Genomic DNA, 20,057 nt, shown 5'->3' on the forward strand with positions numbered 1-20,057 from the left:
CCGTGGAGTGCGCCGGCTCCGAGGTCATCACCACCGCCGGGCGCACCGGCGGTGTGGCGCTGCTGATGTGGTGCGTATGGCGCGGCTGCTTCAGGTGTCGAGGGCGGGCTACTACCAGTACGTGAAACGCACGGCAGCAACGTTTTTGACCGACCGCGAGCAGCGACGCGCCGATCTGGAGGTGAAGATTGTTGCCGCGCACCGTGGCTCCGGTGGCGTTTATGGGTCGCCGAGGATCACCGCGGAACTCCGCGCTGCCGGTGAACGGGTGTCGCAGAAAACGGTCGCGAAGGTGATGGCCGAGATCGGTGTGACCGGGATCAGCCCACGCACCTTCACAACCCGCACCACGATCGTGGATCCGGCTGCGTCGTTCCCACCCGATCTTGTCGGGCGGGACTTCGACCGAGGCCGTGTCGATGCCGTGTGGTCCACCGACATCACCTATTTGAGCTGCGGCGGGATCGACATGTATTTGTGCGCGGTCCGCGACGAGCATTCCAAGAAGGTCCTGGGCTGGGCTGTGGCCGATCACATGCGTGTCGAGTTGGCCACGGCTGCAGTCGACATGGCTGTGAAAACGCGTCGCGGCTGCTGTCAGGGCACGATCCTGCATTCGGACCGCGGCAGCCAATACACCGCTGATGCTATGGCCCAGGCCTGTGGTCTACACGGTCTACTGCGGTCGATGGGTGCGACCGGGATCTGCTGGGACAACGCCGGAGCCGAATCGCTGTGGTCGAGCTTCAAACACGAGTACTACTACCGGCACGTATTCGCCACAAAAGCTGAACTCGTTGCCGCAGTTGACAACTGGATCAACTTCTACAACACTACCCGGCGACACTCCAGCATCGGGATGCTCAGTCCCGACGACTACGAGAAGTCACTCACCGCGGCAGTCGAAGCCGCTTAACCCCCTGTCCACAATTCGGGGGGAACCTCACAGCACTATTCGCGTCTAGTACCGGAGTACTGACCCGGCGGCGAACTCAGCCGCCGACCGCCCCCGGCGGCGAAGTGTCGTGGGCCGCAGAGCGGAACCGGCACCCTCGGAATACGTCCAGATATCTACCCGAAAAGAACTGGTACACAGCGCCCCCACACCGAACACACCGACCGCAACGCCATCGACCCCTTCGGTGCCCCTACCCACACAACACAAGCATCGAGCAGAGTCATATGGACGCTAAACGATCTTCACCAACAACCATTCGACTCTGTTCGATCGTGAAAACTCTCTCAACGCCACCACAGCCAGATGACCACCTCAGCAACGCGACATCGCGCACCCGACACGCCCCTAAAGTCGGGTACGGCACACGACGCGCCCACACTACTTCAGGGAAAACCTGGATAGGTCTTCAGCTTTCATGAACAGGGTCACCTTGGGAAATCCCTAGGTGCACTTGCCCGGATAGGTATACCCGTCCAAGGGAAATGACCGAGTAGTGCGGGGCGCGTCAGGTGGGATACCCGGCTTTAGCTATCGGTCAGGCGCGCGATGTCGCGTTCCCGAGCCGCGGCCGCACCGTCACCAGAACCGAGCCTGCCGCACGAACTCGTCAGCGCTTGCGCCTCTAGCGCCCAGGTACTACTTCACGGACGAAATTCACCTCGGGCTGCTGCGAGCCTTGGCCCCTGATTGGATCAGATGGCGGGCAGGCTGTCGTCCGGGAAGGAGTGGTGTTCGTGCGAGACGATCCAGCGGCCGTTTTCCTTGCGCAGGCCGAGGGTGAGGCGCAGGCGGCGTCCCGGGTCCTTGGCGAAGTCCTCGGCGGTCCCGCACAGCAGCAGCGCGTGTGCGAACGCGACGTCCGTCCCGGCGGTGACGTCCAGCGAGACGATCTCGAATGTCGCGCCCTGCGCCTGCCACTCGAAGAAGCCCGGCCAGGCCGCCTGGTAGGCGTCGATGCCGCGCAGGCCCTCGTTCGGCGGCGGGACGTCGAACATGACGATGTCGGGCGCGTGGTCGGCGAGGACGGCGGCCAGGTCACCAGCGTGTACGGCGGCGGCCCACCGCTCGATCAGCACCCGGATCGTCTTCTCGTCGTCCGACATCGTTCATCGTCCCTTCCTGCGGCGCCTCACCAGTACGTTCGGCATCTAGTGAGCCTGCCGAAAACACGCATGGGACGCAATGGAATCCATGCCATATGTGAGATATCCCGACCGCGAAAGGCCGGTTCTCCTGCTATTCCACTGCGGCAGGGGCGAGAGTCGAGCGCTTGCGGCCGTATCCGAGATAGACGGCGAGGCCGACAACCACCCACACCGCGAACCGCACCCAGGTCAATCCGTCCAGCGTCGTCGCGAGCAACACGCACCCGACGAGCGCGAGCACCGGAACCACCGGCACGAACGGCGTGCGGAACGGCCGCTCCCGCTCCGGCTCGGCCCGCCGCAACACCAGCACGCCGACGCACACCACCGCGAACGCCGACAACGCACCGATATTCACCAGCTCCACCACGATGTCGATCGGCAGCAACCCGGCGATCGTCGCGCAGAACACGCCGAGCAGCAGCGTCAGCCGGACCGGCGTGGAGCTCTTGCCGGTCTGCGCAAGACCGTAGGGCAGCAATCGATCCCGGCACATCGCGAACGCCAGCCGCACCTGCGCGTAGACGATCATCAACAACCCTTTGGTCAACGCGATGATCGAGGCGATCACGATGACATTGCCGATCCAGCCGATCTTCAACGCCTCGAACGCCGTCGCGATCGGTGCCCCGTTGTTCAGCGACGCGAACGGCGCGATACCGGTGAGCACGGCACTGACCAGGGCATACAGCACGGTCGCGATCAGCACCGTGCCGATGATGGCGAACGGCACGTCCCGGCGCGGATTGCGTGCCTCCTCCGCCGAGGCCGCCACCACATCGAAGCCGAGGAACGCGAAGAACGCGATCGCCGCGCCCCCGACGATGCCGCTGAAACCGAAGGGTGCGAACGGAGTCCAGTTGTTCACGTCGATATGCGGCGCACCGACCGCGACCACCAGCACCAGCACGCCGATCGTCACCCCGACCAGCGCCTTGGTGATCCGCGCGGTCAGCGACACCTCGCCGACCAGTACCGCGACGATCACCCCGATGATCAGCACGGCGGGCAGATTCACGATCCCGCCCTCGCCCGGCCCCGCCGCGATGGCCTTCGGCACCGTGATCCCGAAGATCGAATCCAGCGCCGACACCGTGGTGCCCGACCAGCCGATCGCGACCGCGGCCCCCGCGATCACGAACTCCAGCAACAGATTCCACCCCACCAGGAACGCGGGCCCTTCACCGAGCGTCGCGTAGGTATAGGTGTAGGCACTGCCGGACACCGGCACCATCGCCGCCAGCTCGCTGTAGCAGAGCGCGACCAGCACGCACACCGTCCCGGCCAGCAGGAACGACAGCACGATCGACGGCCCGGCCTTCTCCGCCGCGGCCACCCCGGTGATCACGAAGATGCCCGCGCCGACGATGGTGCCGACGCCCATGGCCGTGAGGTCGATGCGGCCGAGTCTGCGCGCCAGCGTGGGCGCCCCGTCGGTGGTCGCGGTATCGGGCAGGCGGCGACGCCAGCGCTGGGCAGCGGAGGTGGTCATGACTCCCTTATGAGCTCGTCTACAGGTCCAGCCTGGGAGCCGGACCGATAGATCATTCTCGTTGAAGTGAGTCAGTCACCGTTAACTGGGTGCGACTGGGTATCGCGCTCTGCCCGAGTTCCCGCACCCGAAACAGCAGTTCGGGACGTGTGCGGGAACTCGAACAGTGGCGCGACGGCACAGCGGGGTCAGCTGCTGGACGACGCCGCGAAGGGAGTCGCGGCCGGCACGGCGGCCGGGCGCGACGGGTGGCTCCACAGTCCCTTGCGCTCCAGGATCGGCAGCACGCCCTCGCCGAACCAGTACGCCTCCTCCAGATGCGGGTACCCGGACAGGATGAAGTGGCTGATGCCCAGCTTCGAGTATTCGACCAGCCGCTCGGCGACCTCGGCGTGCGAGCCGACCAGCGCGGTACCCGCGCCACCGCGGACCAGGCCGACCCCGGCCCACAGGTTGGGCGCGATCTCCAGCCGATCGGTGCTGCCACCGTGCAACTCGGACATCCGCCGCTGCCCCTCCGACTCGCTTTTCGCCAGGCTCGCCTGCACCCGCTCGATGTCCGCGGGATCGATGCCCTGCAGCAGCCGATCGGCCTCGGCCCACGCCTCCTCGGAGGTGTCGCGGCTGATCACGTGGATGCGCAGGCCGTAGTCGAGGACGCGGCCCTGCTCGACGGCCAGGCGCCGGATCCACTCCAGCTTCCTGCTCACCGCGAGCAGCGGCTCGCCCCAGGTGAGGTAGGTGTCGGCGTAGCGGGCCGCGACCGGACCGGCCGGCGCGGAGGAACCACCGAAGAACACCGGCGGGATCGGGTCGGGGCGGTTGCTCAGCAGCCCGTCCCGGACGTGAATGTGCTCGCCCTCGAAGGTGATCGGCTCGGGCGAGTTCCACAGCTCCCGCACCACGTGCAGGAATTCGCCGGTGCGGGCGTAGCGCTGTTCCTTGTCCAGGAAGTCGCCGTAGGCCTGCTGTTCGTGCGGTTCGCCGCCGGTCACCACGTTCAGCAGCAGCCTGCCCCGCGAATGCCGCTGGAAGGTGCCCGCCATCTGCGCGGCCAGCGTCGGGCTGATCAGGCCGGGGCGCAGCGCGACCAGGAACTTCAGCGTCTCGGTGGTGTCCACCATCATCGCCGTGGTGAGCCAGGCGTCCTCGCACCAGGTTCCGGTGGGGGTGAGCACCGCCTCGAAGCCGTTGTCCTCGGCGGCGGCGCCGATCTGATTCAGGTAGCGCAGCGTCGCGGGACGGTCACCGGACATGAAGGTGCCGTGCCCGCCCGCGACCAGGCCGCGCGAATCACCGTAGGTGGGCAGGAACCAATGGAAGGACAACGTCATGGTGCGCCAACTCCTCAGGAAGCGGGGAACAGGTCATTGAAACGGGTGTCGGTGAAGTCGGTGATGTTCACCTTGCCGGGGATGAGTCCAGCGCCCGCGAACGCGTCGGCGACATTCTGCTCGGCGGCGATGGCGGCGGGATCGAGCGGATGGTTCTGGTAGCGGCCACGTTTCACGACGGTGAGGATCACGTCATAGGGCAGGCCGGTGAGTTCGGCGTAGGTCTTCGCCCACTCCTCGGGATGATCGTTCACCCAGTTGTGCGCTCGGCCGATCCTGGCGATCAGGTCGCGCAGTGCGGCGGAGGTCGCCTTGCTTTCCAGTGCCTTGGTACCGGCGACGAAGAAGGCATCGCCCGCGACATATCCGGTGCCACTCACCAGGATTCGCGCGTTCGACTGCTGTTCGGCTTGTGCGGTGTACGGGTCCCAGATGGCCCAGGCGTCGACCCGGCCGGTGGTCAGCGCGGCGAGCGCGTCCGGCGGCTGCAGGTACTGCGGCTCGACCTGATCCCACTTGATGCCCGCCTTGTTCAGCACCGCGAGCAGGTGGTGGTGCGCCGAACTGCCCTTGGCGACGGCGATCTTCTTGCCCCGCAAGTCTTCTGGGGTGCGCAGTGGTGACTCCTTGGGCACCACGATGGCCTGGCCTTCGGTGCCGCCCTGGTAGCCGTTGACGATCTTGATCGCCGACTTGGCCGCGGCCGCGAACACCGGCGGGGCGTTGCCGACGCCGCCGATATCGACCGCGCCGGAGTTGATCGCCTCCAGCATCGGCGGACCGGACTGATACTGCGACCAGGTGATCTTGTAGGGCGTGTTGTTCAGCTCACCCGCGGCCGTGAGCAGCGCCTGCAGGCCGGTGCCCTTCTGGTCGCCCGCGTGCAACGTCACCTGGGACAGGTCGATGGAACCGTCCGCGCGCACCGCCGTGTCGTCGGCCTTGTCGGACCCGCAGGCCGTGCCGACCGCCATGACCAGGGCGAGAGTCGTTGCGAGCAGCAGCCTTCTGGCTTTCATGCGGTTCCTTCCGGTGCTACGCCCAGTTCGGCGAGCAGTGTGTTGCGCAGGGAGAGCAGTTGCGGGTGGTCGTTGCGGCGCGGGCGCGGCAGGTCGATGCGGGATTCGTGGGCGATCCGGCCGTCGCCGAGCACCAGCACCCGATCGGCCAGTCGCAGCGCCTCGTCGACGTCGTGGGTGACCAGCAGGACGCCGGGCTTGCGGCGCTGCCACAGGTCGATGACCAGGCGGTGGATGGTGATGCGGGTCAATGCGTCGAGGGCGCTGAAGGGTTCGTCGAGCAGCAGCAGTTCGGGCTCGCGGACCAGGGCGCGGGCCAGGCTGGCGCGTTGTGCTTCGCCGCCGGAGAGGGTGAGCGGCCAGGCGTTCGCGCGCTCGCTGAGGCCGACCTCGGCGAGCGCGGCACGAGCGGCGGCCTTGGGATCGCTGTGCCGCAGGCCGAGGAATACGTTGGCCAGCACGCGTTTCCACGGCACGAGGCGTGGTTCTTGGAAGGCGACGGCGATGGTGCCGTGCGTGGTGAGCTCGCCTTCGACACCGCGATCGAGGCCCGCGAGCGCACGCAGCAAGGTGGACTTGCCCGACCCGCTGCGGCCGAGCAATGCGACGAATTCGCCTGGGGCGATGTCGAGATCGAGCCCGTCGAGGACGCGGCGACCGTCGAAATCACGGATCAGGCCGCGTACCCGGGCAACCGGTGTCTCAGAAATCGTTGCGGCCGAATCGGCTTCGGTCGCATTCTCGACCGGCGTTGTTACGACGGCGTCCCTGCCGTTCGCAGTTGCTCCGGAGCGAGCCGATATCGTTTCGGCACTTACCGTTTCGGTCAACTCTTCGGTGATCACTGTCCCAGGAATCCGCGTCGCCATGCCAGCGCCTTCCTTTCGATCAATCGGACGAACGCGTCGGTCAGCAGACCGAGCACGCAGTAGACGAGCAGCCCGACGACGATGATGTCGGTGCGCAAGAACTCGCGGGCGTCATTGATCAGAAAACCAAGTCCCGCATCGGCATTGACCTGCTCGGCGACGATCAACGCCAGCCAGGCGATACCGAGCGATTGGCGCAGCCCGACCAATATCTGCGGCAGCGCGCCCGGCAGCACGATGTGCCCGATGACGGCGAGCCGGCCGAGCTGCTGCACCTGCGCGAGCTCGGCCAGTTTGCCGTCGACACCACGGATCCCGGCGAACGTGTTGAGGTACAACGGGATCGCCGCGCCGAACGCGACGAGCACCACCTTCGGCAGCTCGCCGATCCCGAACCACAGGATCAGCAACGGAATCAGCCCGTAGAACGGCACCGTCCGCAGCATCTGCATCGGCGGATCGACCACGTACTCGCCGACCGTGCTCAAGCCGGCGACAATCGCCAGGCCGATCCCGAGGACCGCGCCGATCACGAATCCGGTCGCCGCCCGGCCGAGCGATACGGTGATCGCCTCCTGCAACGTCCCGGCGCGCAGTAGATCTCCGGTGGTCCGCACAATCGTTATGGGCGAGGCCAATAGGCGTTCCGGCAGCACCTCGGTGGCGCTGGCCAGCTGCCACGCCAGCACGATGACCAGCGGGCTGACCACCCGCAACCAGGTCTTGCGCGGCCGCCACCGAGCCGCCGACCGAACCCGAATCGGTGTCGGCTCCAAGACAATTGATGACACGCGACACCTCGGGTAGGGGACAAGATCGCCGGAGCGCCGCTGAGTGCGCCCGGGCTATCCATCGTGTGCGCGCGGCGCGGCGGAGTCACCGGTTGAAACCAGCGAGGTTTTAATTGACGCGCGGTCACCGGCATGTTTTCAGCTATCGTCACTAGACGTAACCTCAAATAACACGTACCCTCGGCGGAAACCCTCGTTCGCTGGTGATCGAGGTGTGACCAGACGAAACGAGTTCCTCAATGACGCGGCATGTCGACGTACTGATCATCGGCGCCGGCCTCTCCGGCATCGGTATGGCCTGCCACCTCACCCGCGAGCAAACCGGGCGCAGCTACGCGATCCTGGAACGCCGGTCGGCGATCGGCGGCACCTGGGACCTGTTCCGGTACCCCGGCATCCGCTCCGACTCGGACATGTTCACCTTCGGCTACGGCTTCCGTCCGTGGACCGGCACCAAGGTGCTGGCCGACGGGCCGCACATCCGCCAGTACGTCGAGGACACGGCCGTCGAGTACGGGGTCAAGGAGCACATCCACTTCGGCCGCAAGGTCACCACCGCCCGCTGGTCCAGCGCGGCGGGTATCTGGACCGTCGAGGCACTCGACGAGCAGACCGGCGAGACCGAGACCTTCACCAGCAACTTCCTCGCCGGCTGCACCGGCTACTACGACTACGACAACGGCTACCGGCCGGAATTCCCCGGCGAGGCGGACTTCGGCGGGCAGATCGTGCACCCGCAGCACTGGCCCGAGGATCTCGACTACCGCGGCAAGCGGGTCGTGGTGATCGGCAGCGGCGCCACCGCCATCACCTTGATCCCGGCGATGAGTAAAGACGCCGCGCACGTCACCATGCTGCAGCGCTCGCCCACCTACATCACCGCACTGCCCGCCGACGACCCCGTCGCCGTCGGCATGAAGGCGGCCCGGGTACCGGCGAAGGTGGCCTACCGAGTGGGCCGCGCCCGCAATATCGCGTTGCAGCGCGCCAGCTTTCAACTGTCCCGCACCAATCCCGGCGCCTCACGCAAGGTGCTGCTCAGCGCGGTGCGGATGTGGCTCGGCCCGAACATCGATATGCGGCACTTCACCCCGTCCTACGACCCGTGGGATCAGCGGCTGTGCGTCGTGCCGAACGGCGACCTGTTCAAGGTGCTGCGCAGCGGCAAGGCGTCCATCGTCACCGACCGCATCGAGACCTTCACCGAGTCCGGCATCCGGCTCGCCTCGGGCGAGGAACTGGCCGCCGACATCGTGATCAGCGCGACCGGCCTGCGCGTGCAGATGCTCGGCGGCGCGACCCTCGAACTGGACGGTGAGCCGGTTGTCACCCGCGACCGCGTCGTCTACAAGGGCGCGATGCTCGACAGCGTTCCCAACGCCGTGATGGTGCTCGGCTACACCAACGCCTCGTGGACCCTCAAGGCCGACCTGGCCGCCGAGTACTTCTGCCGCGTCCTCAATCACATGAAGTCGCACGGCTACACGAGAATGGTTGCGGTGGCCGAAGAAGGCGACCGTTCCGCCGACTCGGTCATGGGCGGCGCGCTGAGCTCCGGCTATATCCAGCGCGGCGACGCGGTGATGCCCCGGCAGGGCACCCGTGGACCGTGGCAGGTCATCAACAACTACTTCCGTGACCGCAAGATGCTCCGCAAGGAGCCGATCGAAGACGGCGTCCTCACCTTCACCCGCGCCGCGGCCGGCACCGAGGCTCGCCCGCTGGCGGCCACCCGCACCGCCTGATCACCGCTGCTGTTCGAGCACGCGCAGGTAGTGGTCGAGTTGGGTGGCGGCGTTGAGCATGGCGCGGCCTTGGGCGGTGAGCTTTCGCTGCCAGTCGGCCAAAGCGGCGGTCAATGCGTCTGTGCCGCCTGCGGTTCGGATCTGCTGGATCACGGTGCGGATGTGGTCCAGTGGGTAGCCGCCGCGGCGGAGTAGGTCGGTGAGGTGGGCGTCGCGGATGTCGGTTGCGGCGTAGTGGCGGTAGCCGGTGGCCGGGTCGCGGGGTGGGGCGAGGATGCCCGCGCTTTCCCAATTGCGCAGGGTCGCAGGGGTTACCCGGAGTTGGTGTGCGAGTTCGCCGATGGTTCGGGTTTCCCCAGATAGGTCTGCGGTTGCGTCGGACTCCGCCGTCAGGTGCGCTACCGCTTTCCGCACTGAATCGAGCGTCGCCCTGTCCTGGAGCAATTGGCTGTGGCCGCGATCGATGGTCACCAGGACGCCGTCGAGTCCAGCATTGTGGAGTGCGTTCATGATCTGGCCGCTGGCCGCGTGCCCGTATGCCGGGATCAACGCGAGGTAAGTGCGCAGCGCCGCCGCATGCACCTCGGTGTAGATCCGGTAGCCGCTAGCCGTGCGGTCGGCAGGTGGGATGCACCCGTCCTGCTCGTAGTTGCGGACGGCTTGGGTCGAGAGGCCGTGCTCGCGGGCTAGGTCGGCTGGTCGCAAGGTGATCACCGTTTTGAGACTTTACCGTAGGGCTGGGCGGTCAAGTATGAGAAAGTCTCAACCGATCTTTCAACGATACGATTCAGATACATGAGTCAGAACATTGGAGACTTCCTTCCCGCACCATGTGACCTGGTAGCACTCGGCGAGCCGACCCACCAGGAACCGGCCTTCCAACTGGTCCGCAACGAACTGTTCGCACAACTGGTAACCCTCGGCTTCCGTTCGATCGCCCTCGAAACCGACCGCATCGCCGCGCTCACCGTGAACGACTACGTCCAAGACGGCATCGGCAGCCTCGACACCGCGATGAGCGAGGGCTTCACCCACAACTTCGGAAAGCTCGACGGCAACAGGCAATTGGTCTGCTGGATGCACGATTACAACCAGCACCGGCCACCGGAAGAACGAATCACCTTCCACGGCTTCGACACGCAAACCGAGAACACCACCGCACCCAGCCCGCGCCGCTATCTCGAATACGCCCGCGACTACCTGAAATTCGACATCGACCTCGCGAATCTCCTAGGCGCCGACGAACTATGGGATCGCGAGGAGGCAATCCTGGACGCGACCAAGTCGATCGGCGCCACACCCGAGGCCGAGCGGCTGCGATCTATTGCCGGCGACATGCTCGTCGCGCTGGAGGCACGCGCACCAGAACTGACCGCGACCACGTCGCTCGCTGAGTGGCGAAGGGCCAGAACCTATCTCACCGCCGGTATCGGTCTGCTCCGCTACCACCGGGAGGCGGCGCGGCCCTTCGAACTGGAGGCGCGGATATCCCTCCTGTCGTCGACCCGGGACGCGCTCATGGCGCAGAACCTGCTCGATATCCGCGGCATCGAGGCCGGTCGCGGCGGGACTTTGGCCCACGCGCACAACTTTCACCTGCGCAGGCATCCGGGCACCATGCGCGTGGCGGGCATGATCCTCGATTGGGTCGGCGTCGGCGCCATCGTCGGGGCGCTCTGGGGTGAGCAATACACCTTCATCGCAGGCAGCCTGGGGCGCAGTGCGGGTCTCGGACTGCCTGCGCCGGAGCCGGATACGTACGAGGGCATGTTGCAGAGCCGGATAAGCACCTGGGGTCTGGCACCGGCGACCATGATCGCTACCGGTCGTGCGCGTACCGGGACCACCCCTGAGAAGGGTTACTTCCCCCTCGATCACGCAACCCTCGACACCGCCGACACGATCCTGCACATCAGCGACGCCACATCGATAGCTTGATGGCATAGCGGGTTTCACTATCGTGGGCGGTGTGACCCTCTTCCCCGATGGCCCTGGTCCAGGTGAGCGGTCGAGTCCTGGTCGATTTCTCTTGTGGCTGGTGGTCAGTGAACGACGACGGGTCGCGCTCGGGGCGACGTTGGGGACTGCGTGGATGGTGACCCTGGCGGTACCGCCATATTTATTGTCTCGCGCGATCGATGATGGGTTGGCCACCAAGAACTTCGCGTCCCTTACCGGGTGGGTGGTGGCGTTGTTCGGTATCGGGGTGGTCAATGCGGGGCTGGGCATCGCACGTCATCGCACTATGTCGAAAATACGGATGGAGGCGGCTTTTCGGACGGTGTCGGCGACCGTCGGGCATTGTGTTCGCCTGGGCGCCGGTCTTTCTCGTCGGACGACCGCGGGGGAGGTGGTGGCGATCGGCAGCGGCGATGTCCAGGTGATCGCGCAGTCGCTGACCGTCACCGGCCCCGGGGTCGGTGCCGTGGTCGCGTACCTCGTTGTCGCCGTGGTGCTGTTTTCGATCTCACCGCTGCTCGCGGTGGTGGTGCTGGCGGGGGTGCCGTTGCTGGTGCTGACCGTTGGGCCGCTACTGCATCGGATCGAGCGGACCAGTGCCGGTTATCGCGAGCGACAGGGCGTGTTGACCACACGGCTGGTGGATGTGTTGCACGGGCTCCGGGTACTGAACGCCCTCGGTGGTAAATCGGTGTATGCCGCTTGCTATCAACGTGATTCGCATGATCTGGTGGCACAGGGCTACCGCGTAGGAGTGCCCGCGAGTTGGGTCGACGCGCTGTCCAAGGGGCTGCCCGCGGCCTTTCTCGCGGTCGTCACGTGGCTGGGCGCCCGGATGGTGGCCGAGGGGTCGATCAGTGTCGGCGGTCTGGTCGCGGTGTACGGGTACACCGCGATGCTGGTCGTTCCGGTGGAGTTCTTCATCGAGGGTGCGGGTGATCTGACCCGCGCCCGGGTCGCGGCCGGGCGCGTGACCCGGTTGCTGGCGCTGCCACCCGATCTGCCCGTCGAAGGTGACCAGCTCGACGCTCCGGAGGGGGCGTCGATGCTGCGAGATCCTGCCTCCGGCGTCGAATTGCGGCCCGGTCGGTCGACCGCGCTCGTCAGCGACCGCCCGGCGGAGAGCGCGGCGATCATCGATCGGCTCGGCGGGTTCACCAAGTCCGACGTCACCTGGGCAGGCATCGACTTGGACGTCATCGCCACCGACCAGCTCAGGCGGCGAATCCTGGTGGCGGACAACGACGCCTATCTCTTCACCGGCAGCGTCCGCGATGTTGTCCGTGGCCGCCACGAGGCCGACGACGATCGACTGCATCGAGCACTGCACATCGCGGTGGCCTCGGACATCGTTGACGCCCTGCCCGAAGGTCTGGCCTCGACCATCGATCCCCGCGGCGGCAACCTGTCCGGCGGGCAACGCCAACGGCTCCGGCTCGCGCGTGCCGTCTACGCCGATCCCGAAGTGTTGCTGGCCGTCGAACCGACCTCGGCCGTGGACGCGCACACCGAGGCCACGATCGCGAACCGATTGCTTGCCGCGCGACGCGGGCGGACAACCGCGGTGACCACGACCTCTCCACTCCTGTTGGCCCACGCGGAGATCGTCGTCTACCTGGTCGACGGCATCGCTGCGGCAACGGGCACGCACCACGACCTACTGGCGACCGAGCCCGGCTACCGAGCTCTGGTAACCCGTGGCGAGGAGGACGAGCCTCGATGACGACCCTGCTCCCGGTCGCAGGCGCGGCCCAGATCCGGCACGCCGCGGTGAACGAGATCCGTACGGACAGAAAAACATTCACTGCCGTGCTGGTGCTCAACGCGCTCGCGGTAGGTGCCGGCCTGGTCGGTCCCTGGCTCCTCGGCAAGATCGTGGATGCGGTCGGCGAATCACCGGCGCGGGACGCGGTCGGCACCGTCGACCGGCTGGCCCTGATCATCCTGGTCTGCACGGTCGCGCAAATCGTGCTCACCCGATACGCCCGATACCTCGGCTATCGCTTCGGCGAGCGCACCGCGGCTCGCATTCGAGAACGTTTCCTCGATCGAGTCCTCGCGCTGCCGGCGGCAGTGGTCGAACGCAGCTCCGACGGTGACCTGATCGCCCGGGGCACCACCGACGCACCCACCATCGCGTTCGCATTGCGGACCGCCGCGCCGGACGTTTTCGTCGCTGTCATCCAGGCGGCCTTCATCATCGGCGCGGTGGTGGTGCTCAACCCGATCCTCGGGCTGTCGAGTCTGAGCTGTCTGCTCGTCGCCACCGTCGCCGTGCGGTGGTATCTGCGCCGATCCGGCGCCGCGTATCTCACCGAGGCCGCCGCCGGTTCCCGGCTGGCCGAGCTCCTGGCCACCAGCGTGGGCGGAGCGCGGACGATCGAGGCGCTCGGCCTGGCCGAAATCCATGCTAGGGCAACCGCTGCCACGATCGACACCGCGCGCCGCGCCCGATTGGCGACCTTGCGACTGCGCTCAGTACTGTTCCCGGCTTTGGACGTCGCGTATGTGCTGCCACTGGTCGCCGTGCTACTGATCGGCGGCGTGCTGCACAACCGCGACGCCGTCAGCCTCGGCACCGTCGTCGCTGCGGCCGTGTACTTGCGACAACTGATCGGGCCGCTGGACACGGTCATGCTGTGGGTCGACGGGGTGCAGAGCGCGATCGCGTCCTACGCAAGGTTGGCGGGGCTCTCGTCCACACCCGCTACGCGCCAGGACATTTCGGCGGAACCTACAGACAACCGGATTCGCATCGCCGAGGTGAGCTACGCCTACGACCACGGCCGCGACGTACTGCACGACGTCGAGCTCGATATCGAACCGGGGGAGCGGCTCGCCGTCGTCGGTACCTCCGGCGCGGGCAAGTCCACCCTCGCCCGGCTCCTCGCGGGGATCGACACGCCGCGGACCGGCACGATACATGTTGGCGGCGTACCGATCTCGGGACTCGACCCGGATCGGTTGCGTCACCACGTCGCCCTGGTCACCCAGGATCAGCACGTATTCCACGACACCGTCCGCGGAAATCTACTCATCGCCAGGCCGGACGCCACGGACGCACAGCTACGCAGCGCACTGACCGCCGTCGGTGCCGACTGGGCCGACGATCTGCCGGACGGCCTCGACACCCACCTGGACGGCACCGGCCACCGGCTCGATGCCGCACAGGCACAACAGCTTTCGCTGGCACGCGTGGTTCTCGCCGACCCGCACACCGTTGTCCTGGACGAAGCGACCGCGCAAATGGACCCGACGTCGGCGCGAAACACCGAGCGAGCACTGGCTGTCGTGCTCGAAGGGCGCACGGTCATCGCGATCGCCCACCGGCTGCAGACCGCGCACGACGCGGATCGAGTCGCCGTGCTGGCAGCAGGCCGGATCATCGAACTGGGCACCCACGACGATCTGATCGCACGCGAAGGCACCTACGCCGCCCTATGGCACTCGTGGCACGGTGAATAGCGAGGCCAAGGGCAACCGCCGCTTGATATTCGGCGGATTCCGCTACCCGGACCGGGGGTTCGCCTGGAGCCCGTCGACGATGAGGTCGAGGATGCGCGCGGCCCGCTCGGCGCCGCCGTTGCCGGGATTGATGCGCCACAGCACGCTCAGCTGAAGCAGTACGTCCTCGGGGTCGAGGCCGGGCTTGAGCGAGCCTTCCGCGATGCCGGGTTCGAGCAGTAGCGCGATCGCGCCGACGAACGGCCGGTAGTGCTCGTCGTCGAGGCCGCCGTTGGTCGCCGCGTGAATGACCTCGGCGACACCGTATTTGAGCTGTCCGTAGCGGGCGACCTCGTCGAACCATAGTCGCAGCGCGGCCACCGGCGGATGCGCGGCGCGCAGGGCCGGGGCCAGGTCGATGAGTTCCTGGATGTCGTGGCGGTAGAGCGCGACGATGAGCGATTCCCGATTCGGGAAGTGCCGGTACAGCGTGCCGATGCCGACGCCGGCCTGCTTGGCGATAGCCGTCAGCGACGTGCCGCCGGAAACGGAGAACGCGTCCCTGGCGGCGACGAGGACGCGTTCACGGTTGGTGCGGGCATCAGCTCTGGCCTGCTTCGGCGTGTTCACCAATGGTCGCGCTCCCTATCCATCACACTGTGCTATCCATCAGGCTTTTGTTAAACGGAGGGCACTCCGTTATGGTGGTAGCCATTGGCGGAGGGGTCTCCGTTTCATTCTCGCACAAGCGTTCCGAACACATTGGAGGACGACGATGGGTGAGTTGGTTCTGGTTACCGGGGGCAGTGGTTACGTAGCGGGATGGTGCATCGTCGAGCTGCTGGAACGCGGCTACGACGTGCGGACGACCGTGCGCGGCGCAGACAAGGAAGCCGCGGTCCTCTCGGCCGTGTCCACGGCGGTCGACCCCGCCGGGCGGCTGACCTTCGCCGTCGCCGACCTGACCTCGGACGACGGCTGGGCGGCCGCGGTCAAGGACGTCGACTACGTGCTGCACGTCGCCTCGCCGCTCGGCCGCAACGCCGAAGATGTGGACGCGCTGATCGACGCGGCGCGCGGCGGCGCGCTACGGGTGTTGCGCGCGGCCACCGAGGGCGGGGTGAAACGTGTGGTGCTGACTTCGGCGGCGAATGCGTCGAGCCCCGCGTCGTACGCGACCGACGGCATCACCGACGAGACCCTGTGGACCGACCCGGACGATCCGACGCTGATCCCGTACCGCCGGTCCAAGACCCTCGCCGAGCGCGCGGCCTGGGACTTCATGGCCGACTACGACGGACCCACCGAGCTCACCACCATCCTGCCCGGCGCGGTCTTCGGACCGATCCTCACCACGGGCACCACCGGATCGGTCGATATCGTGGCCCGCATGGTGTCCGGCAAGCTGCCCGGTGTTCCGCGGATCGGCCTGGAGATCGTGGACGTCCGCGACCTGGCCGACATCCACATCAAGGCCATGACCGACCCTGCCGCCGCGGGCGAACGTTTCCTCGCCACCGGCGAATTCATGTGGATGCGCGATATGGCGCGCACCCTGCACAACGGCCTCGGCTCGCGCGGCAAGCAAGTCTCTACTCGTCAGCTGCCCGACTTCGCGGTCAAGCTCGCCGCTCGCCTCAGCGACGCGTCGCTCGGCGAGGTCATCCCCGCTCTCGGTCGTCGCAACCGGCACAGCACCGACAAGGCGAAGCGTCTCCTCGGCTGGGAGCCGCGCCCCGCCGACCGGGCCGTCCTCGACTGCGCCAACAGCCTGATCGAACACAACGCCGCCTGACCTTCACCCGTAGCCGCCCGCTACCTGACATCGCCTGCAGTGTTGACAGTTTCGGGCGGCTCGCGTGAGTGTCGATGTGTAGATCAGATCGCTCGCCAGTGGCCGATCGGTCGCGATACTTCCGGTGAGCTGGAAGTCCCGCCAGGTCCCGTTCGCCGTGCACTCGGCATGCGGGAGACTGGCGGCATGCGCGTGGTGGTGGTCAACCGGGGTGAAGTGGCGGTTCGGGTTTTGCGGGCCGCCAGGGAGCGTGGGTACGCGACGGTGGCGGTGTACACCGCCACCGAGCGCGACGCGCTGCATGTCCGGTTGGCGGATGATGCGGTGCAGTTGCCGGGGACGGGCGCCGCTGCCTATCTGGATGTGAGTGCCGTGGTTGCGGCGGCCCGTAAAGCGGGGCCGGGTGCCCTGGTGCATCCGGGGTACGGATTCCTCAGTGAGAGTGCTGATCTCGCCTCCGCCTGTGCGGCGGCCGAGCTGGTTTTCGTGGGTCCGGGGCCGGAGGTGTTGCGCACGTTCGGTGACAAGGTCGCCGCGCGGGCGGCGGCGGAGCGGGCCGGGGTGCCGGTGCTGGCCGCGACGTCGGCGACCGCGGGCGTCGGTGAGATGGCCGCGCTGCTCGCCGGACATCCGGACGGCGTGATGGTGAAGGCCGCGGCCGGGGGCGGCGGGCGCGGGATGCGGGTGGTGCGGGAGTTGGAGTCGCTGGGGGAGGCGTATGAGCGGTGCCGGGCGGAGGCGCTGGCGGGGTTCGGGGATGACGCGGTATACGCGGAAGTACTGGTGGCCGATGCGCGGCATATCGAGGTTCAGGTGGTGGCGGACGGCGTGCTTGCCGTTGCCGTCGGTGACCGGGACTGCAGTGTGCAGCGGCGGCAGCAGAAGCTGATCGAAGTCGCGCCCGCACCGAATCTCGCTGTGGCGCTTCGGGAACAGCTGCATGGCGATGCGGTGCGGCTCGCCGAGTCGGTGGGCTGTCGAGGAGTGATCACCGTCGAGTTCCTCGTGCGTGGTGATGAGGCGTGGTTCCTTGAGGTGAATCCGCGACTACAGGTCGAGCACACCGTCACCGAGGAGGTGATGGGGGTGGATCTTGTCGGGATCCAACTGGATCTGGCGCAGGGGCGCACCCTCGTGGACCTCGAATTGCCCGCTGGCGCGCCGCGCGGCTATGCCGTGCAGGCGCGGGTTAACGCCGAAATCGTCACTGCGGGTGGTGATGTGCTGCCCAGCACCGGCACGGTGGCGCAGTTCGCCGCGCCGACCGGCGTCGGTGTGCGGGTCGATACGGCGGCCTATGCCGGTATGCGGCAAGGCGCGCAGTTCGATTCGTTGCTGGCCAAGGTAATTGCCCGCGGTCCGTCGTATTCCGCTGCGCTGCGCCGTTGTTCGGACGCAGTGGCCGAGACCTTGGTGGTCGGCGTCGATACGAACGCGGCACTGTTGCGGGCGGTGCTGGATCAGCTGTCCGATGGCGCTACCGTCTCGACCGAGTGGTTCGAGCGGAACCTGCCCGAACTCGTAGCTCGGGCAGTCGATTACGTGCCCGCACCGCACCTCGAGCCGACCGTCACCGTCATTCAGGAATCGGTCGACCTGCAGGACGATGAACAGACACTGCGCTCACCCATGGGCGGCACGGTGGTAAGCCTGGTCGAACCCGGCACCGTCGTCGCGGCCGGTGCCGAGGTCGCCGTCCTGGAAGCCATGAAGATGCAGCACGTGCTGCGCGCCGAGCAACCATTGCGCGTCCGACGGCACGTAGCGGCACCCGGCGCGACGGTGGATCCGCATGCACCCCTGCTTATTTGGACCGAGTCCGAGCACGACGGGACCGTCGCCGATATCGCGGCGCTCGACCTCGACGCGATCCGCCCGGATCTCGCCGAAGTACTCGAGCGGCACCGCGTCGGCCTCGACGAGGCCCGCCCCGCCGCCGTCGCCAAACGCCACCGACTCGGCAGGCGCACCGCCCGCGAGAACATCGCCGACCTCGTCGACGAGGACAGCTTCGTCGAATACGGCGGACTCGCCGTTGCCGCCCAACGACTGCGCCGCAGCCCTGAAGACCTGATCGCGAACACCCCCGCCGACGGCTTGATCGGCGGAGTCGCCACCATCAACGCCGACCGTTTCGGCGCCGACCGGACCCGGGTGGTCGTGATGTCCTACGACTACACCGTTTTGGCGGGCACCCAGGGCTACCGTGGTCACGCCAAGTCCGACCGCATGCTGGAAATGGCCAGCACCCAACGCCTTCCGGTGGTTCTCTTCACCGAGGGCGGCGGCGGTCGCCCCGGCGACACCGACACCGGCGGCATCTCCGGCCTCGACTTCACCACCTTCCGTGCCATGGGCGCGTTGTCGGGCCGAGTCCCGTTGATCGGCATCGTCTCCGGCCGCTGCTTCGCGGGCAACGCCGCCCTGCTCGGCATGTGCGACGTCGTGATCGCCACCCCCGACGCGAACATCGGTATGGGCGGTCCCGCCATGATCGAAGGCGGCGGTCTCGGCGTCTACGCCCCCGAGGACATCGGGCCCGTCGAGGTCCAGCGCCGCAACGGTGTCGTGCACATCGTCGCCGCCGGCGAAGCCGAGGCCGTCCGCATCGCCAAGCACTACCTCGCCTATTTCCAAGGGCCGGTTGATGATTGGACCGCACCGGACCCGCGCCTGGCCCGCCATGTGATCCCGGAGAACCGGCTGCACGCCTTCGATATCCGCGCCGCGATCGAAGCCATCGCCGACCTCGACTCCGTCCTGGAGTTACGCGCCGACTGGGCCGTCGGCATCGTCACCGCCCTGATCCGCGTCGAGGGACACCCCTACGGCCTCATCGCCAACAACTGCCACCACCTCGGCGGCGCCATCGACGCCCCCGCCGCCGACAAACTCAGCGCCTTCCTGCGCCTGTGCGGAGCACACGATCTCCCGATCGTCTCCCTCTGCGACACACCAGGTTTCATGGTCGGCCCGGACGCCGAAAAAGACGCCACCGTCACCAAATTCAGCCGCCTCTTCATCGACGCGGCCGCCCTGTCCGTCCCCTGGGGCACCATCATCCTGCGCAAGGGCTACGGCCTCGGCGCCCAAGCCATGGCCGCAGGCTCCTTCGTCGCCCCCCGCTTCGTCATCGCCTGGCCCACCGGCGAAATCGGCGGCATGGGCCTGGAAGGCGCTGTCCGCCTCGGCTTCGCCAAAGAACTCGCCGCCATCGAGGACCCCGCCAAACGCCAGGAAGCCTTCGACAACCTGGTAACCCTCGCCTACACCACCGGCAAGGCCCTGACCGCCGCCACCCTGCTAGAACTAGACGACGTAATCAACCCCGCCAACACCCGCCGCTGGATCCGCACCCTCCGCTGACCCACCGCGCACGCCCCGTCCGCAGCGCCGTGCCGCGCGCGTTCCGTCGGCACGCGCGCGATATTGCTGGCAAATTGGTGCGCGGGAGGCTAATTCGTGCGCGGCGGGCGACATTGTGCGCGCCGTGAAGTTTGCGCGGC

The 20,057-nt window shown here is 67.2% G+C and carries 15 protein-coding genes; 7 read left to right on the forward strand and 8 right to left on the reverse strand.

What is annotated here, in order from left to right; translation table 11 throughout:
* The first annotated feature begins 7 nt into the window (after nt 1-7).
* Nucleotides 8-916: an IS3 family transposase gene (locus ACFWF1_RS31455; RefSeq protein ID WP_379283429.1), complete on the forward strand. Its 909-nt coding sequence runs from the start codon at nt 8-10 to the stop codon at nt 914-916.
* 734 nt (nt 917-1,650) lie between these two features.
* Here ACFWF1_RS31455 and ACFWF1_RS31460 read toward each other — a convergent pair.
* From ACFWF1_RS31460 to ACFWF1_RS31485, 6 genes are all read right to left on the reverse strand, one after another.
* A complete protein-coding gene (locus ACFWF1_RS31460; RefSeq protein WP_379283430.1) occupies nt 1,651-2,061 on the reverse strand; it encodes a YybH family protein in 411 nt (136 codons plus the stop codon).
* Nucleotides 2,062-2,194: 133 nt separating this feature from the next.
* Nucleotides 2,195-3,595: an APC family permease gene (locus tag ACFWF1_RS31465; RefSeq protein WP_379283431.1), complete on the reverse strand. Its 1,401-nt coding sequence runs from the start codon at nt 3,593-3,595 to the stop codon at nt 2,195-2,197.
* Between the two features lie 188 nt (nt 3,596-3,783).
* Nucleotides 3,784-4,929 (reverse strand): LLM class flavin-dependent oxidoreductase, encoded by a 1,146-nt coding sequence (locus tag ACFWF1_RS31470; RefSeq protein ID WP_379283432.1) that lies wholly within the window; start codon nt 4,927-4,929, stop codon nt 3,784-3,786.
* Nucleotides 4,930-4,943: 14 nt separating this feature from the next.
* Entirely contained in the window at nt 4,944-5,948 is a 1,005-nt protein-coding gene (locus ACFWF1_RS31475) for an ABC transporter substrate-binding protein (RefSeq protein WP_379283433.1), read from the reverse strand.
* Entirely contained in the window at nt 5,945-6,817 is an 873-nt protein-coding gene (locus ACFWF1_RS31480) for an ABC transporter ATP-binding protein (protein WP_379283434.1), read from the reverse strand. The genes ACFWF1_RS31475 and ACFWF1_RS31480 overlap by 4 nt, the downstream gene beginning before the upstream one ends.
* Nucleotides 6,790-7,527: an ABC transporter permease gene (locus tag ACFWF1_RS31485; RefSeq protein WP_379283906.1), complete on the reverse strand. Its 738-nt coding sequence runs from the start codon at nt 7,525-7,527 to the stop codon at nt 6,790-6,792. The genes ACFWF1_RS31480 and ACFWF1_RS31485 overlap by 28 nt, the downstream gene beginning before the upstream one ends.
* A gap of 320 nt (nt 7,528-7,847) precedes the next feature.
* On the opposite strand from ACFWF1_RS31485, the gene ACFWF1_RS31490 reads away from it, so the two are divergent.
* On the forward strand, nt 7,848-9,353 hold the full coding sequence (locus ACFWF1_RS31490; protein ID WP_379283435.1) for a flavin-containing monooxygenase: 1,506 nt from the start codon (nt 7,848-7,850) through the stop codon (nt 9,351-9,353).
* On the opposite strand, the gene ACFWF1_RS31495 is transcribed toward ACFWF1_RS31490, so the two are convergent.
* On the reverse strand, nt 9,354-10,067 hold the full coding sequence (locus ACFWF1_RS31495; RefSeq protein ID WP_379283437.1) for a TioE family transcriptional regulator: 714 nt from the start codon (nt 10,065-10,067) through the stop codon (nt 9,354-9,356). It abuts the gene before it with no gap.
* 81 nt (nt 10,068-10,148) lie between these two features.
* Between ACFWF1_RS31495 and ACFWF1_RS31500 the strand changes: the two genes are divergently transcribed.
* The 3 genes from ACFWF1_RS31500 to ACFWF1_RS31510 all read left to right on the forward strand — a co-directional run bounded on the left by ACFWF1_RS31500 (nt 10,149) and on the right by ACFWF1_RS31510 (nt 14,777).
* Entirely contained in the window at nt 10,149-11,291 is a 1,143-nt protein-coding gene (locus ACFWF1_RS31500; protein WP_379283438.1) for an erythromycin esterase family protein, read from the forward strand.
* Nucleotides 11,292-11,445: 154 nt separating this feature from the next.
* Nucleotides 11,446-13,035 carry an ABC transporter ATP-binding protein gene (locus tag ACFWF1_RS31505; RefSeq protein WP_379283439.1) on the forward strand — a complete coding sequence of 530 codons (1,590 nt, stop codon included), beginning with the start codon at nt 11,446-11,448 and terminating at the stop codon, nt 13,033-13,035.
* Nucleotides 13,032-14,777 (forward strand): ABC transporter ATP-binding protein, encoded by a 1,746-nt coding sequence (locus ACFWF1_RS31510; RefSeq protein ID WP_379283440.1) that lies wholly within the window; start codon nt 13,032-13,034, stop codon nt 14,775-14,777. Before ACFWF1_RS31505 ends, ACFWF1_RS31510 begins: the two co-directional genes overlap by 4 nt.
* Before the next feature lie 42 nt (nt 14,778-14,819).
* Here ACFWF1_RS31510 and ACFWF1_RS31515 read toward each other — a convergent pair whose 3' ends face one another.
* The gene (locus tag ACFWF1_RS31515) at nt 14,820-15,386 is read right to left on the reverse strand and encodes a TetR/AcrR family transcriptional regulator (protein WP_379283442.1); all 567 of its coding nucleotides are present in this window, start codon (nt 15,384-15,386) and stop codon (nt 14,820-14,822) included.
* 145 nt (nt 15,387-15,531) lie between these two features.
* Here ACFWF1_RS31515 and ACFWF1_RS31520 point away from each other — a divergent pair, with 145 nt between their 5' ends.
* Together ACFWF1_RS31520 and ACFWF1_RS31525 are read left to right on the forward strand one after the other, a co-directional pair.
* Nucleotides 15,532-16,551, forward strand: a complete 1,020-nt coding sequence (locus ACFWF1_RS31520; RefSeq protein ID WP_379283443.1) for an NAD-dependent epimerase/dehydratase family protein — start codon at nt 15,532-15,534, stop codon at nt 16,549-16,551.
* A gap of 186 nt (nt 16,552-16,737) precedes the next feature.
* Nucleotides 16,738-19,917, forward strand: a complete 3,180-nt coding sequence (locus tag ACFWF1_RS31525; RefSeq protein ID WP_379283444.1) for a carboxyl transferase domain-containing protein — start codon at nt 16,738-16,740, stop codon at nt 19,915-19,917.
* Nucleotides 19,918-20,057 lie beyond the last annotated feature (140 nt).

Origin of the sequence: Nocardia sp. NPDC060255, from assembly GCF_042727395.1 — a bacterium.
Lineage (GTDB): Bacteria > Actinomycetota > Actinomycetes > Mycobacteriales > Mycobacteriaceae > Nocardia.